Here is a 15038-nt window from a genome sequence, read left to right on the forward strand (position 1 = left end):
TGTCAGGGCCGGCCGCCCCCGGCATCCTCTGGGCGACGCCCTGCCCGGCTCACACCCGGCTCGGTGTCGGCCTTCTCGCCGGAGCCGTCGGGCGTCTCGCCTGGCCGGCCCTCAGCCGTCTCGTCGACGGGATCGAAGCTCGGCGGCAGCCTCTTGAGGCGCTTGGTCATCGACCGGATCAGCACGGCCGTGACGATCGCCAGCACGACGATGACCACGAGCGCGATCGGCGACGCCTCGCCGAACTCCGGGCCCTTGCCCGGCGGCGGAGCCGGGTCCTGCGCCAGCACCGTGATGGACGCGGGCATGACAGGAGCCGCGCCACCCTGACCGATCAGGAGCGACCCGGTCAGGAACGGCTCGGCCGCCAGCGGACTCACACCGTGAACGATACGCGCCGGTCAGACGGCCGGGCGCACCGCCACCCCGGCCTCGATCCCGGCGAACAGGTCGTCCTCCGGATCGGGCACGTCGACGAAGCTGCGCGCAAGCTCGTACTCCTCGAAAGGCCACACCTCGCGCTGGATGTCGAGCGGGATGATGAACCAGCGACTGGTGGGATCGATCTGCGTGGCGTGGGCGAGCAGGGCCTTGTCACGCACGTCGAACCAGTCGGCACACGTCACGCGGGTGGTGACGCGCTCACCGGGATCGCGACGGTCCGCCGGCCAGTTGGTCAGCATCTCGGCGTAGGGCGACTCGAGGCCGCGCGCGGTGAGCGCCTCATGGAGCGCCGCCAGCCGAGTGCGCGAGAAGCCGTGGGAGTAGTAGAGCTTCAGCGCCTGCCACGGTGCACCGGTGCCGGGGAAGCGGTCGGGGTCGCCTGCGGCGTCGAAGGCGGCCACGGAGACCTCGTGGCAGCGGATGTGGTCGGGGTGCGGGTAACCGCCCGTCTCGTCGTAGGTGATGACGACGTGCGGTCGGAACTCGCGGATCAGGGCCACGAGCGGCTTGGTGGCGACCTCCAGGTCCTGCAGCGCGAAGCACCCCTCCGGAAGCGGCGGCTTGGGGTCGCCCTCCGGGAGCCCCGAGTCGACGAACCCGAGCCAGCGGTGCTGCACGCCGAGGATCTCGGCCGCGCGGGCCATCTCGGCGCGCCGGACCGCGGGAAGATCGTCGAGCACACCGGGACGGTTCATGGCCGGGTTGAGGATGCTCCCGGCCTCCCCGCCGGTGCACGTGACGACCATGACCTCATGGCCCTCCGAGACATAACGGGCGCTGGTGGCAGCGCCCTTGCTGGACTCGTCGTCGGGGTGGGCGTGCACTGTCATGAGCCGTAGTGGTCCGCCGCTGTACGGAGCAAGAGAGGACATGGGGGTCGGGCGGTCCTTCCGGGACGAAACGGAACAGTTCAGAGAGAACGTGCCGGATGCCGATGGTGGCAGATCACCCGGACAATCCCTTCCTCCCCTGGTCAACACCGATGGCTCGCCAGTGCTTCCCCTCCTATTGGTGCCCGCCACCACCTTGTGACGGGTAAGGTCACCTGCGCCACCGGATGGTCGACACCCCGCCGGGCTCTACCACACGGCCCACGCGGCGGTTCCGGTTACGGTGAGCGGTCGCCGGGGCTCCGGCCGGGTACCGCCCGAGCGCCGCATGTCACCGCCGAGAGGCCATTGACCTGCGACGATGAGATCCCCGGGAACTTCTCGAACACCCCAACCGTTCGTCGAATGGCTGCGACGAGCGGCTGCCACCGTGTTACCGTTGCCCGCACACGGCCCGCAGGCGGGTCGTGTTTTTCCTTACTCGGGGCTATGCCGCCCACGAGACCGGGGCCGCGCTGTCGGCGGACCTCGTTCCCCGCGGGCGAACGGTCCGTGGCTGCATGGACCTGGACAGGCTGGAGGAGTGATGACCGTGACGGACACCCAGGTGACCTGGCTGACCCAGGATGCCTACGACCGGCTCAAGCAGGAACTCGACGAGCTGATCGCCAACCGCCCCGTCATCGCTGCCGAGATCAACGCCCGCCGCGAGGAGGGCGACCTCAAGGAGAACGGCGGCTACCACGCCGCGCGCGAGGAGCAGGGCCAGCAGGAGGCGCGCATCCGCCAGCTCCAGGAGCTCCTCCGCACGGCACACGTGGGCACGCCGCCCACCTCGTCCGACGTCGCCGCCCCCGGCATGGTGCTGAAGATCCGGTACGACGACGAGGACTCGGAGACCGTGCTGCTGGGCTCCCGCGAGGAGGGCAGCCACGGCGACCTGCAGGTGATCTCGCCGAACTCGCCCCTCGGGGCCGCCCTGCTCGGCGCGCGAGCCGGGGAGACACGGGAGTACCAGCTGCCCGACGGCGGCAACATGAAGGTCTCGTTGGTCTCCGCGGAGCCGTTCCGGGGCTGACGCACAGCCCACTCGACCACACACTGCCCGGCAACGGCCGGAGCAGGCTTCAGCGCGGTCCGGCCACCTCGACGACGGCGTGGCCGGCACCGCGCAGTGCCTGCACCAGCTCGCTGCAGTGTTCGGTTCCTCGGGTCTCGAGCGCCAGCGCCACCTCCACCTCACCGAGGGGCAGCGTGCCCGAGATCCGCGAGTGCTCGACGTCGAGAACGTTGGCGCCGAGCGAGCCGACGTGGGCGAGCAGCTCGGCGAGTGCGCCGGGCCGGTCGCCCACCCGCACCCGCAGCGACAGGTAGCGGGCTGCGGAGGCCATGCCGTGCTGGATCACGTGCAGCAGCACGAGGGGATCCACGTTGCCGCCGGAGAGCACGGCGACCGCGGGTGTGGCGAATCGGCGCGGGTGCTCCAGGAGCGCGGCCACCGCGGCGGCGCCTGCCGGTTCGACCAGCAGCTTCGCGCGTTCGAGGCAGAGCAGAAGGGCCCGGGACAGCGCGTCGTCGTCGACGGTGAGGATCTCGTCGACGAGGGCTGCCACCTGGGGGAACGTGACCTTTCCCGGCTGTCCGACGGCGATCCCGTCGGCGATCGTGCGCATCGAGGCGAGCGCGGTGGGCACGCCTGCCTCGAGCGACGCCGGCCAGGCCGCCGCTCCCGCCGCCTGCACCCCCACCACCGCGACGTCGGGTCGCTGGGCCTTCACGGCCGCGGCGATGCCGCCGAGCAGCCCACCGCCGCCGGTGCAGACGAGCACGGTGCGCACGTCCGGCACCTGCTCGAGCAGCTCCAGCCCGACCGTGCCCTGCCCGGCGATGATGTCCGGGTGGTCGAACGGGTGGACGAAAACGGCCCCGGTGCGCTCGGCGAACTCGATGGCCGCGGCGATGCTGCCATCGATGTGCTCCCCGACGAGGTGCACCCGGGCGCCGTAGCCGCGCGTGGCGCCGACCTTCGGGATCGCCGCCTGTGCGGGCATGAAGACCGTGGCCTCGATGCCGAGCATCTGGGCGGCCAGCGCCACCCCCTGCGCGTGGTTGCCCGCGCTGGCGGCCACCACCCCGCGGGCGCGCTGCTCGTCGTCAAGGCGGGCGATGCGGGTGTAAGCGCCGCGGATCTTGAACGACCCGGTGCGCTGCAGGTTCTCGCACTTCAACCACACGGGTCCGCCGCACAGCTCGCTCAGCGCACGCGAGCCTGCCATGGGAGTGGGCGAGACGACCCCGCGCAGTAGCTCCTGAGCGCTACGGACATCTGCCAACCCGACGGGCGGCGAGGCGACGGGACCAGCAGTGACCATGCGTCCATCCTCGCACCGTGGCAGCGACCGTCGGCGTCCCCCGGGTAACCTGTGGACAGATGGTGGGTGGCGCTCCGAGGGCGCCGCCGGCAGGGAGGTCGGATGACTCGGCTGCGGGCCATGGCTCCGCTGCTCGTGGCCGCGGTGCTGGCAGCGGTGGCGGTGGCCACCGTCGAGGGTGCCGGCTGCGACGATCCGGGCCGCTACGAGCTCGGGGTCAACGGCTACGAGCTCGTGGGGGGCTGCATCGCCCCGGGCGACCTCGTGGTGCCCGAACCCGGCCAGCAGCCCCCGGCGCCCACGGAGCTGGGCACCCCGGCGAAGAGCTGATCCCCCGGGTCAGCGGGTGGCGGCGGCGAGCGCCTGCCTGAGGTCCTCCACCAGATCCTCGACGTCCTCGATCCCCACCGAGAGGCGCACGAGGTTGTCGGGCACCTCCAGTACCGAACCGGCCACCGACGCGTGCGTCATGGCACCGGGGTGCTCGATCAGCGACTCGACACCGCCGAGCGACTCGGCCAGCGTGAAGATCTCCGTGGCCGCGCACACGCGCTGGGCCGCCTCGCGGCCGCCCGCCAGGGTGAAGGACACCATCCCGCCGAACCTGCGCATCTGCTTCGCCGCGACCTCGTGGCCCGGGTGCTCGGGCAGGCCCGGGTAGAGGACGTTCTCCACGCCCTTCTGCCCGGTGAGCACCTCGGCCACGCGCTCCGCGTTGTCGCTGTGGCGCTCCATCCGCACCGCGAGGGTCTTGACCCCGCGCAGGGTGAGCCACGCGTCGAACGGGCCCGGGACCGACCCGACGGAGTTCTGGGTGAAGCGCAGCTTCTCGGCCAGCTCGTCGTCGCTCGTGACCAGCGCGCCGCCGACCACGTCGGAGTGACCGCCGACGTACTTGGTGGTGGAGTGCAGCACCACGTCGGCGCCGAGACCGAGCGGGTTCTGCAGGTAGGGCGACGCGAAGGTGTTGTCGACGACGAGCCGCGCGCCTGCGGACCGTGCGACATCGGCGAGCGCCGCGATGTCGCCGATCCCGAGCAGGGGGTTGGTGGGCGTCTCGCACCAGATGGCGCGGGTGGTCGGCCGCAGGGCGGCGCGCAGCGCGTCGATGTCGGCGAGGTCGGCCGGGGTGTGCTCGATGCCCCACTGCGCCAGCACCTTGTCGACGAGCCGGAAGGTGCCGCCGTACGCGTCGTGCGGGATGACGATGTGGTCGCCGGGGCGCAGCAGCACCCGCAGCAGCACGTCGGACGCGCCCATCCCGGAACCGAACGCGAGCGCGTGCCGTCCGCCTTCGAGGGCGGCCAGACACTCCTGCAGGGCCGTGCGGGTGGGGTTGGCGCTGCGCGAGTACTCGTAGCCGCCGCGTAAACCACCCACCCCGTCCTGGGCGAAGGTGGATGACTGGTGGATCGGCGTGATCACCGCACCGGTCGTCGGGTCCGGCTCCTGGCCGGCGTGGATGGCGTTGGTGGAGAAGCCGCGCATGAGAGCACGCTACGCGGACCGCGACGGGTCGGGCCGTGCGGTGGTCCCTGTTGCAGCAAAGCCACGTTCATGCCACCCGGTTGCGTGAAAGTGGCTTTGCTGCAACGAGCCGCCGCAGTTCAGCTGCCCAGGAACGCCAGCACGTCGGAGCGGGTCACGACGCCGGCGGGCTTGCCGTCCACCAGCACCAGCGCGGCGTCGGCGGTGGCGAACGCGCTCATGGCCGTGTCCAGCGCCTCGCCTGCGCCGATGGTGGGCAGTGGCACGGACATGTGCTTCTCCAGCCGGTCCGACAGCTGCGCGCGGCCGGTGAACAGCGAGTCGAGCAGGTCGCGCTCGACCACCGCGCCCGCCACCTCCGCCGCCATCACGGGCGGCTCCGCCCGGACGACCGGCATCTGCGAGACGCCGAACTCGCGCAGGTACTGCACGGCGTCGGCCACGGTCTCGTTCGGATGGGCGTGCACGAGGGCGGGGATCGAGCCGTCCTTGCGGCGGAGCACGTCACCCACGGTGGCGCCCTGCGCCGGGGGAAGGAAGCCGTAGCTCGCCATCCAGGAGTCGTTGAAGACCTTGCCGAGGTAGCCGCGGCCGCCGTCCGGCAGCAGCACGACCACCACCGCGTCCGCCGGGAGTTCGCGGGCGACGACCAGCGCCGCCGCCACCGCCATTCCGCACGAGCCACCGACGAGCAGCGCCTCCTCGCGGGCGAGCCGGCGGGTCATGTGGAAGGAGTCGGCGTCGGAGACCGCGACGATCCGGTCGCAGATGTCCTTGTCGTAGGTGGTGGGCCAGAAGTCCTCGCCGACGCCCTCCACGAGGTAGGGCCGGCCGCCGCCACCGCTGTACACGGAGCCCTCGGGGTCGGCGCCGATCACCTGCACCCGACCGTCGGACACCTCCTTCAGGTAGCGCCCGGTACCGCTGATGGTGCCGCCGGTGCCGATACCGGCCACGAAGTGGGTGATCCGGCCGTCGGTCTGCTCCCAGATCTCCGGGCCCGTGCCGAGGTAGTGCGACTCGGGGTTGTTCACGTTGGCGTACTGGTTGGGCTTCCAGGCGCCCTCGATCTCGCTGACCAGCCGGTCGGAGACCCGGTAGTAGGAGTCCGGGTGGTCGGGCTCGACGGCGGTGGGGCAGACCACGACCTCGGCGCCGTAGGCGCGCAGCACGTTGCGCTTGTCGTCGCTCACCTTGTCGGGACACACGAACACGCAGCTGTAACCCTTGCGCTGGGCGATCATGGCGAGGCCGACGCCGGTGTTGCCGGACGTGGGCTCGACGATCGTGCCGCCGGGCCGCAGCTCACCCGACGCCTCGGCCGCCTCCACCATCCGCAGGGCGATGCGGTCCTTCACGCTCCCACCGGGGTTGAAGTACTCCACCTTGGCGAGGACGGGCGCGGCGACGCCCTCCGCCACCGTGCCGAGCCGGACGAGCGGAGTGTTCCCGACGAGGTCGGCGACGTGCTCGACATAACGCATGGCTCCATGCTCCCACCCGGGCGCCGAACGGTCGGTGGACACCGCGCATCGGTCGCCCGACGGACGAGGTGTGGGCCCGGGCTCTCCACGCAAGGTCGTTGCGCTCTCAGCCGTCCGGCCGATCGGGAGTACAAAACGTGGCGAACGGACTAGTCTTCCTCAGCACGGACAAACCTCACCCGGCTGAGCGTGCAGCGGCCGGTTGACCCACGACTCCCCGGGAGTGGTCGGGCCGGAACCTTCTGAGGTCCCGCGTCCGCGACCGTTCCCGGTTCCGACCGATGAGCAGGAGGGGCGCACCGGTGCCATCGGTCGGGGACGACGACTTCGCGGCGGAGGAATCCGACCGAGCCGAAGCCTTTCGCCTGGCCAAGCGCGATGCCGAACTGGACGACCTCGCCACCCGGGCCGCCGGCGGGCACAAGGCGTCGCTGGACAAGTTGCTGCATCACGTCCGCCCGCTGGTCGTGCGCTACTGCCGGGCGCGCATCGGGGGCGGGATGATGGGCATGGCGACCCCCGACGACGTCACGCAGGACGTCCTCCTGGCGCTCTTCCACGCACTCGAGCGCTGGCGCCCCGGTGAGACGCGGGTGATGGCCTTCGTCTACGGAATCGCCAGCAACAAGGTGGTCGACGCCTACCGCGCAGCCGGGCGCAACCGTTCCGTCGCCACCGAGGTCCTTCCCGACTCGGCCGACTCCAGCGCGGGCCCGGAGACGATCGCCGTGCTCGGCACGCAGATCGCCGAGCTGCGACAGCTCCTCGAGCACCTCCCCGAGCACCACCGCGAGGTGCTGGTGCTGCGGGTCGCGCTGGGGCTGAGCGCCGAGGAGACCGCCCGCATCGTCGATTCCACGGCGGGCGCCGTGCGCGTCACCCAGCACCGGGCGCTGAACAAGCTGCGCGTGCTCGCCGCGAAGCGCCGCTCCGGATGACACCGACGGTTCCTCGCCGCTAGCGCTGGGCGCGCACCATCTCGGACAGCCGGCGTTCCAGGTACGCGCGCTCCGGTTCGTTGCCCACCGTCTCCAGCGCCATCCGGTAGGCCACGGCGGCGTCCCCGTGCCGCCCGAGCCTGCGCAGCAGGTCGGCCCGCGCAGAGGGCAGCAGGTGGTAGCCGCGCAGCCGCCCGTCGTCGGCCATCGCGTCGATCAGTTCCAGGCCGGCAGCCGGGCCGTCGCGCATCGCCACCGCCACGGCTCGGTTGAGGTCGACCAGCGGCGACGGCGCCACCTGCGCGAGCACGCCGTAGAGATCCACCACCTGTGGCCAGTCGGTGGTGGCCACGTCGGCGGCCTCGTCGTGCACCGCCGCGATCGCCGCCTGCAGCCCGTACTGCCCCGGCGCCCTGGCGCGCAGCGCGGCGACGACGAGCGTGCGCCCCTCGGCGATGCGGTCGCGGTCCCAGAGTGACCGGTCCTGCTCGTCGAGCAGCACCAGCGCGCCGTCCGCGTCGGTCCGGGCCGCCCGCCGGGCGTCGACGAGCAGGAGCAGCGCCAGCAGGCCCATCACCTCGTGCTCTGCGGGGAGCAGCCGGTGCAGGATCCGGGCCAGCCGGATCGACTCCTCGGCGAGGTCCGCGCGGACCAGTTCGGGCCCCGCGCTCGCCGCGTAGGCCTCGGTGAAGATCAGGTAGACGACACGGAGGACGCCCGGGAGCCGGCCGGGTAGCTCGTGCGCGTCCGGCACCCGGAACGGGATGCGGGCGTCCCGGATCTTGCGTTTCGCCCGCACGATGCGCTGCGCCATCGTCGCGGCCGGGACGAGGAACGCGCGCGCCACCTCGGGTGTGGACAGCCCGGCGAGGCAACGCAGGGTCAGCGCCGTCTGCGCCTCGACCGGCAGGGCCGGATGACAGCAGGTGAAGAACAGCCGGAGGCGCTCGTCGGGAACGTCGTCCTCCTCGGTGGGGAGGCCGGACACCTCGCGCTCGGCGTCGGCGTGCATCAGGGCGAGCCGGGCGGCGTAGGCCTTGTCGCGCCGCAGCCTGTCGACGGCCTTCCGGCGCGCGGTGGTGAGCAACCACGCGGCAGGTCTGCCGGGGACCCCATCGACGGGCCAGTGCTCGAGCGCGGCGGCCACGGCCTCGGAGGCGACCTCCTCGGCCAGGTCGAGATCGCCGAACTGGCGCACGAGAGTGGCGAGCAGCCGGCCCCGCTCCTCACGGAACACGGCTTCGACGGAGCCGGCTGCTCCCAGGGTCACGGTGCCTCGAACTCCAGGATCGGGCGAACCTCCACCTTCCCGCCGCGGCGGGAGGCGGGGCAGCGGGCCGCCCAGTCGAGTGCTGCGTCGAGATCGGGAGCGTCGATCAGGTAGTAACCGCCGAGGATCTCGCGGGTCTCGGCGAACGGCCCGTCGGTGACGACCCGCTCGCCGTCGTCGCGGACCTGCACGGTGGTGGCGGTCTCCACGCCCTGCAGCGCATCGCTCGCCACCTTCACACCCGCGTCGGTGATGGCCTTCTCATAGGGCCAGTACTCGTCCATCTCCTCCTGGATGGCCTGCTCGGTCTGCGGTTCGGCCGGCTGGGCGCCGTAGAGCAGCAGCATGTACTTCAATCGAAGCTCCTTGTCGTCACACTGGTGGTCCCGGTGGCGAGGTGCCACACAGCATGACGACGAACGGCCGCGCGCGGTATCGACAGCACGGGTGCGCGCGGGCTCTAGGCGCGTTCGACGCGGCGCAACCCTCCGGCCGTGGTCCAGATCTCGATCACCAGCGCGGTGGCCTCCGGGTTGAGGCCGGTGACCACGACCTCCTCGAGTTCGGTGCGGAACAGGTCACCGGACACGTCACCGTCGAGCGGGCCGGCGAACACCGCGCGTCCCGCGACCTTCGCGTCGCCGGCCCAGGCCGACTCATTCCCCTCCGGCGGGTCGACCGACGCGCTGTGCAGCGCGAACCGCGGGTCCCGGCGCAGGTCCGCCCCCTTGCGCGCGCCCGGCATCGACCCGAACGTCAGCTCGCCGCCGGCGAACTCCGTCTCGATGCCCGAGATGCGCGGCGACCCGTCGGCCCGGAGCGTGGCGATCGTCTTGTGTTTGTGCATCTCGAAGAGGCGGCGGACCCGGGCGGCGAACTCGGGCTCGGCGTTCTCGATGTCGTTCCACGTGGCCATGCCGACAGCATGGACGGAGAACCTGACACATCGGGTCAGGTATGCGCGGCGGGCTCAGTTCCGCGGCCGCCCCCCGCCACGGTTACCCGGCGGTATTGTCCGACGGTAGCCACTGCAGAGGAGAAGACGATGCCCGAAGCCGTGATCGTCGCAGCGGCCCGATCACCGATCGGCCGTGCGCACAAAGGGTCGCTCACCACCATCCGGCCCGACGATCTGACCGTGCAGCTCGTCCGGGCCGCGCTCGCCCAGGTGCCGCAGCTCGACCCGTCCGACATCGACGACCTGATGCTCGGGTGCGGACTGCCGGGTGGCGAGCAGGGCTTCAACATGGCGCGGGTCGTCGCGGTGCTGCTGGGCTACGACACCCTGCCGGGCACCACCGTCACGCGCTACTGCTCGTCGTCGGTGCAGACCACCAGGATGGCCCTGCACGCGATCAGGGCGGGCGAGGGTGACGTGTTCATCTCCGCAGGGGTGGAGACGGTCTCCCGGTTCACGAAGGGCAGCTCCGACTCGTGGCCCGACACCCGCAACCCGATCTTCGGCGACGCCGCGGACCGTACGAGGCACATCGCCGAGAACGGTGCCGACTCGTGGAGCGACCCGCGCCCCGACGAGCACCTGCCCGACATCTACATCGCGATGGGCCAGACGGCGGAGAACGTCGCGCTGCTCAAGGGCATCAGCCGCGAGGAGATGGACCGCTTCGGCGTCCGCTCGCAGAACCTCGCGGAGAAGGCGATCGCCGACGGGTTCTTCGCCCGGGAGATCACCCCGGTGACCCTGCCCGACGGCACCGTCATCTCCGCCGACGACGGGCCGCGGTCCGGCGTCACGTACGAGGCGGTCAGCCAGCTCAAGCCGGTGTTCCGCCCCGACGGCAAGGTCACCGCAGGCAACTGCTGCCCGCTCAACGACGGCGCAGCGGCCCTGGTGATCATGTCCGACACCAAGGCGGCCGAGCTGGGCATCACGCCGCTCGCGCGGATCGTCTCCACCGGGGTCTCCGGACTCTCGCCGGAGATCATGGGTCTCGGGCCGGTCGAGGCGTCGAAGCAGGCGCTCGCCCGGGCCGGCATGACCATCGACGACGTCGATCTCGTCGAGATCAACGAGGCGTTCGCGGCGCAGGTCATCCCGTCGGCCCGTGAGCTCGGCATCCCCGAGGACAAGCTCAACGTCAACGGCGGCGCGATCGCGCTGGGACACCCGTTCGGCATGACCGGGGCCCGCATCACCACCACGCTGCTCAACGGGCTGCGCACCCACGACAAGCAGATCGGGCTGGAGACGATGTGCGTCGGCGGGGGCCAGGGCATGGCGATGGTGCTCGAGCGCCTGAGCTGACCGGCGGCAGATGACAGCGGCCCGGCATCCCTCAGGGGTGCCGGGCCGCGACGCGCGGTGGAACGTTTGGGGTCAGTCCTGCCGGAGGTAGCTCAGCAGCCGCAGGATCTCGATGTACAGCCAGACCAGCGTGGTCATCAGGCCGAACGCGATGTACCAGGCGAACTTCGCCGGGGCACCGTCGCGGACGGCACGGTCAGCCATGTCGAAGTCGAGCAGCAGGCTGAACGCGGCGACGCCGATGCACACGATGCTGAACAGGTAGCCGATCAGCGACGGCTCCCGCACCCCGAGACCGCCGGGGATGAAGAAGCTGAAGATGAGGTTGAATACGGCCAGCACCGTGACGCCGATCAGGGCGCCCATCAGCCACTTCGTGAACTTCGGCGTGACGCGCACCGCGCCGGTCTTGTAGACCACGAGCATGCCGACGAACACGCCGGCGGTGCCGATGACGGCCTGCAGGCCGATGCCCTGGAACTGCGTGCCCGACAGCTCCAGCGCGCCGGTGATGCCACCGAGCGCCACACCCATCGCGGCCGAGTACAGCAGCACCAGCGGCGCCTTCGCCCACTGCGGCTTGAAGATCAGGACGAACGACAGCACGATCCCGACGATGAACGCCGGGAGTACGAGCGCGAAAAGACCGCTGATCGCGGTGAGCACGCCGGTGACGAGCGCGACACCAGCCGTGAGGGCCGTCTTCGTGACGACGTCGTCCATCGTGAGCGGGCGCTCACCGATCTCGGCACGCCCGTATCCGACCTGCGCGGCCTGGGCGTCGCCATAGGCGGCTGCCCCGCCCATCGCGCCGCCGCGGCGGTCGAACGTGGCGTATCCGCCGCCCTGCCCGGTGGGCAGGTTGCGGAACGCCGGGTTGCTACTGGTGCGCACCTGTTCCTCCTCGGAAGCGTCTTGGGCATCCGTGATGTCCAACGCCGAAGCGGGCTCCGGCGTTCCCGGGTTCGTAAAGCGGACTTTACTGTGTTCTTCTCAGGCGGCGGCAGTCCCGTCCTCCGGCGGGTCGAGAGCGATCCCCGCGTCCTCCAGTGCCGCCTCCGTGAGGAGCCGGGCGAAGGCACGATCCGGGGCGGCCGCCGAGGCCAGCGGGGCGTCGACGTCCACCAGCCCGCAGGTCTGCACGAGAGTGTCGTCGTAGGCGGCGAGCACCGCGACGCGTCGGACGTGCGTGGGCTGCGAGCGGGCACACACCTCGCGGCGCAACCGCCGCAGGTTGGCCACCACGCATTCCAGTGTGGGCCCGGCGGGCTCGACGCGGTTGCGGTGGCGCCGCTCGGCCAGCCGGTCGAGCACAGCAGGCACTACTCGCGACACCACCCAGAACAGGACTGTCGGCGTCGCCGCGAGGAGTAGGTACAGCAGCAGGCCCAGCAGGACCGGACGGTCGCCCGTCACCTCGACGAGGCTACCTGCCCGACAGGGCCCGGAAACCCCCCAACAGGCGAAACCCGGAATCGGCACCCTTCCCGGCGTTCTCGACGTTTCTGATCAACGCGACCGTCGTTGAGTGCCACGAGGCCTTGATCTTGGTGACCCAGGCCACTCCGCCCCCGAGCCGCCGCCGGCCTTCCCCTGTCCGACCCGCTACCCCCACCCCCCGCGATGAGGGGCACGCCGTCGTGCCCTCATGAGGAGCCCGGATGGCACAACACCCCACAGACGAGCCGGCACGCGGACGCCACCGCACGGTCCACCCCGGGCTTCGCGGCCCGGTCGTCGACCGCCGCAGGTTCCTCACCTATCTGGTGGCGGGTTCGACGTTGACGGTTGCCGCGAAGCTCGGCGTCGACACCCTCGCCCCCGGCTGGGCGTCCGCCGTGCCGACGCCCAGCCTGCCCCAGCCGGCCGACCTGCAGGATCTCGGCGACGTCCTGATCCTGGCGGGAAGGCCGACCGATGCGCTGCTGTTCACGGTGGAGGTCACCGAGGGCGGCCGGGTCCGGGCCGAGCTGCCCCGCATGGAGGTGGGCCAGGGCCTGACGACGGCGGTCGCGATGCTGGTCGCGGAAGAGCTCGACCTCCCGCTCGACCGGGTCGACATGCCGCTGGCGCCGGCGCGGCCGGAGCTGCTGATGAACCAGCTCACGGGCGGGTCGAACTCGATCCGGTCGGTCTACGGGCCCGTACGCGCGGCAGCAGCGGCGGCCCGGGCCCGGTTGTGTGGGGCCGCGGCCGACCGCTGGGGCGTTGCGGCCGATGGCCTGCGCACGGAAGGCGGCCGCGTCCTCGCCGCCGACGGACGCAGCGCCGGCTACGGCGAGCTCACCCGCCTCGCGGCGAGCCTGCCGATCGACGAGCTGGTGGCCCGGCCGAAGTCTCCGTCGGAGTTCACGCTCGTGGGCACGCCGCAGCCGCGGGTGGACGCCCGCGCCATGGTGACCGGCGCCTTCACCTACACGCTCGACCTGGACATCCCGGATGCCACGCCCACCATGGTCCGCCGCCCCCCGACGGTCAACGGCACGGTCGAGCAGGTGCACAACGAGGACGACGTCCGGGCCATGCCGGGCGTCCTCGAGATCGCGGTGATCGAGACCGGGGTCGCCGTCCTCGCCGAGACGTTCGGCCAGGCACTCGACGCGGTGACCGCGCTGGACGTCAGCTGGGGCCCCGGCACGGTCGACGATCTGTCGGACGAGGGCATCAGGGATGCGCTGCGCAAGACGACGCTGCCGCTGATCCCTCCGATCTCGCTGCCGAACCAGATGGACTTCGAGTTCGACTGGGCCCCCATCAGCCACGCGCCCATGGAGACCAACTCGGCGGTGGCCGACGTCCGCGGCGGGAAGGCCGAGATCTGGGGCGGCATGAAGTCGCCGATCGTGGCCCAGCAGCAGATCGCGAAGGAGCTCGGCCTGCCGCCGGGCAAGGTCGTCTGCCACGTGGTGCAGGCGGGCGGCTCGTTCGGGCGCAGGCTGTTCTGGGACGGCCCGCTGGAGGCGGCGCGGATCTCCCAGGCGACAGGCCGGGTGGTCAAACTGATGTGGTCGCGCACCGACGACATGCGTCACGGCCGGGCCAGACCGCCTGCGCACCACCGCTTCAGGGCCACTCTCGGGCCCGACACGGTGCTGCGGCTCGAGCACCACACCGCGTTCGTCGAGACCGACTGGACGCACGGCCTCGGCGAGATCCTCACTGCGACCGCCGCAGAGCTGCCGGGCGGCAACCTCGGCTTCGCGCAGAGCGTCTTCCTACTCACCGTGAAGAGCCCCTACAACTTCGGCGCCGTGGAGCAGGTGCTCACCGAAGCACCGATCAACATGCACACCGGCGCATGGCGTTCGGTCTACTCGGTGAGCTCGCGGGGGTGCGAGGAGATCGTCGTGGACGCGGTCGCGGCGAAGCTCGGCAAGGACCCCTACGAGTTCCGCCGCGCCTTCCTCAAGACCGACGCGCAGCGTGCGGTGCTCGACAAGGTCGCCGAGGAGGGCGACTGGGGCCGCTCGATGGACGACGGTTTCGCCCAGGGCATCGCGTTCCACGAGGAGTACCGGTCCCGTACCGCCTGCCTGGTGGAGGTCGACGGCCGTGACCCGCGCGCACCGCGCGTGACGAAGGCCGTGATCGCGGGTGACTACGGTCTGCCGATCAACCCCCGGGGGCTGAAGGCGCAGCTGCTCGGCGGTCTCACCGACGCGATCTCGGTGACGCTGCGGGCCGGCCTGCACATCGACAAGGGGCTGCCGCTGGAGGGGAGCTACTCGCAGTTCCACTACGCGCGCCAGGCGGACTCCCCCGCCGACGTGCAGATCTTCATCCTGCCGGGAGAGTCGGAGCCGGGCGGGGCCGGCGAGCTCGGTGTACCCGCCGCGGCCGGCGCGATCGCCAATGCGTACGCCCGCGCCACCGGCATCACCCCGCGCAGCTTCCCGATCAACTTCCCGGTCGACTTCGAGCCCTTCCCTCGCTAGGAGGCACCGCC

General features: G+C 71.5%; 15 protein-coding genes. 5 read left to right on the forward strand and 10 right to left on the reverse strand.

Translation table 11 applies throughout. From position 1 onward, the window contains the following. Window positions 1-2: 2 nt before the first annotated feature. Window positions 3-380 (reverse strand): hypothetical protein, encoded by a 378-nt coding sequence (locus tag AC5L35_RS11220; RefSeq protein ID WP_495059519.1) that lies wholly within the window; start codon window positions 378-380, stop codon window positions 3-5. 21 nt (window positions 381-401) lie between these two features. Further along, window positions 402-1316 carry a mycothiol conjugate amidase Mca gene (gene mca, locus AC5L35_RS11225; protein WP_495059520.1) on the reverse strand — a complete coding sequence of 305 codons (915 nt, stop codon included), beginning with the start codon at window positions 1314-1316 and terminating at the stop codon, window positions 402-404. A gap of 550 nt (window positions 1317-1866) precedes the next feature. Between mca and greA the strand changes: the two genes are divergently transcribed. After that, a complete protein-coding gene (gene greA, locus AC5L35_RS11230) occupies window positions 1867-2352 on the forward strand; it encodes a transcription elongation factor GreA (RefSeq protein ID WP_312859528.1) in 486 nt (161 codons plus the stop codon). Between the two features lie 49 nt (window positions 2353-2401). On the opposite strand, the gene ilvA is transcribed toward greA, so the two are convergent. After that, window positions 2402-3646, reverse strand: coding sequence for a threonine ammonia-lyase (gene ilvA, locus AC5L35_RS11235; protein WP_495059521.1), 1245 nt, complete (start codon window positions 3644-3646; stop codon window positions 2402-2404). A 102-nt stretch (window positions 3647-3748) separates the two neighbouring features. On the opposite strand from ilvA, the gene AC5L35_RS11240 reads away from it, so the two are divergent. Then, entirely contained in the window at window positions 3749-3976 is a 228-nt protein-coding gene (locus AC5L35_RS11240; RefSeq protein ID WP_495059522.1) for a hypothetical protein, read from the forward strand. 9 nt (window positions 3977-3985) lie between these two features. Here AC5L35_RS11240 and AC5L35_RS11245 read toward each other — a convergent pair whose 3' ends face one another. Continuing rightward, window positions 3986-5134, reverse strand: a complete 1149-nt coding sequence (locus AC5L35_RS11245) for a cystathionine gamma-synthase (RefSeq protein WP_495059523.1) — start codon at window positions 5132-5134, stop codon at window positions 3986-3988. A 119-nt stretch (window positions 5135-5253) separates the two neighbouring features. Next, entirely contained in the window at window positions 5254-6618 is a 1365-nt protein-coding gene (locus tag AC5L35_RS11250; RefSeq protein ID WP_495059524.1) for a cystathionine beta-synthase, read from the reverse strand. A 302-nt stretch (window positions 6619-6920) separates the two neighbouring features. Between AC5L35_RS11250 and shbA the strand changes: the two genes are divergently transcribed. After that, window positions 6921-7556, forward strand: coding sequence for an RNA polymerase sigma factor ShbA (gene shbA / locus AC5L35_RS11255; protein WP_495059525.1), 636 nt, complete (start codon window positions 6921-6923; stop codon window positions 7554-7556). Between the two features lie 19 nt (window positions 7557-7575). Here shbA and AC5L35_RS11260 read toward each other — a convergent pair whose 3' ends face one another. From AC5L35_RS11260 to AC5L35_RS11270, 3 genes are all read right to left on the reverse strand, one after another. Then, on the reverse strand, window positions 7576-8820 hold the full coding sequence (locus AC5L35_RS11260; RefSeq protein ID WP_495059835.1) for an RNA polymerase sigma factor: 1245 nt from the start codon (window positions 8818-8820) through the stop codon (window positions 7576-7578). Window positions 8821-8822: 2 nt separating this feature from the next. Continuing rightward, window positions 8823-9173, reverse strand: coding sequence for a YciI family protein (locus AC5L35_RS11265; protein ID WP_495059836.1), 351 nt, complete (start codon window positions 9171-9173; stop codon window positions 8823-8825). Window positions 9174-9286: 113 nt separating this feature from the next. Beyond that, on the reverse strand, window positions 9287-9742 hold the full coding sequence (locus AC5L35_RS11270) for a pyridoxamine 5'-phosphate oxidase family protein (protein WP_495059526.1): 456 nt from the start codon (window positions 9740-9742) through the stop codon (window positions 9287-9289). A 129-nt stretch (window positions 9743-9871) separates the two neighbouring features. On the opposite strand from AC5L35_RS11270, the gene AC5L35_RS11275 reads away from it, so the two are divergent. Next, window positions 9872-11092, forward strand: coding sequence for an acetyl-CoA C-acetyltransferase (locus AC5L35_RS11275; protein ID WP_495059527.1), 1221 nt, complete (start codon window positions 9872-9874; stop codon window positions 11090-11092). A gap of 72 nt (window positions 11093-11164) precedes the next feature. Here the strand turns inward: AC5L35_RS11275 and AC5L35_RS11280 are convergent, their stop codons facing one another. Continuing rightward, on the reverse strand, window positions 11165-11986 hold the full coding sequence (locus AC5L35_RS11280) for a Bax inhibitor-1/YccA family protein (protein WP_433557934.1): 822 nt from the start codon (window positions 11984-11986) through the stop codon (window positions 11165-11167). A 99-nt stretch (window positions 11987-12085) separates the two neighbouring features. Then, complete coding sequence (locus AC5L35_RS11285; protein WP_495059528.1) at window positions 12086-12508, reverse strand: hypothetical protein; 423 nt, start codon at window positions 12506-12508, stop codon at window positions 12086-12088. A gap of 245 nt (window positions 12509-12753) precedes the next feature. Between AC5L35_RS11285 and AC5L35_RS11290 the strand changes: the two genes are divergently transcribed. Beyond that, window positions 12754-15027, forward strand: a complete 2274-nt coding sequence (locus AC5L35_RS11290; RefSeq protein WP_495059529.1) for a xanthine dehydrogenase family protein molybdopterin-binding subunit — start codon at window positions 12754-12756, stop codon at window positions 15025-15027. Window positions 15028-15038 lie beyond the last annotated feature (11 nt).

It is taken from the genome of Pseudonocardia sp. OZ21, assembly GCF_059359135.1.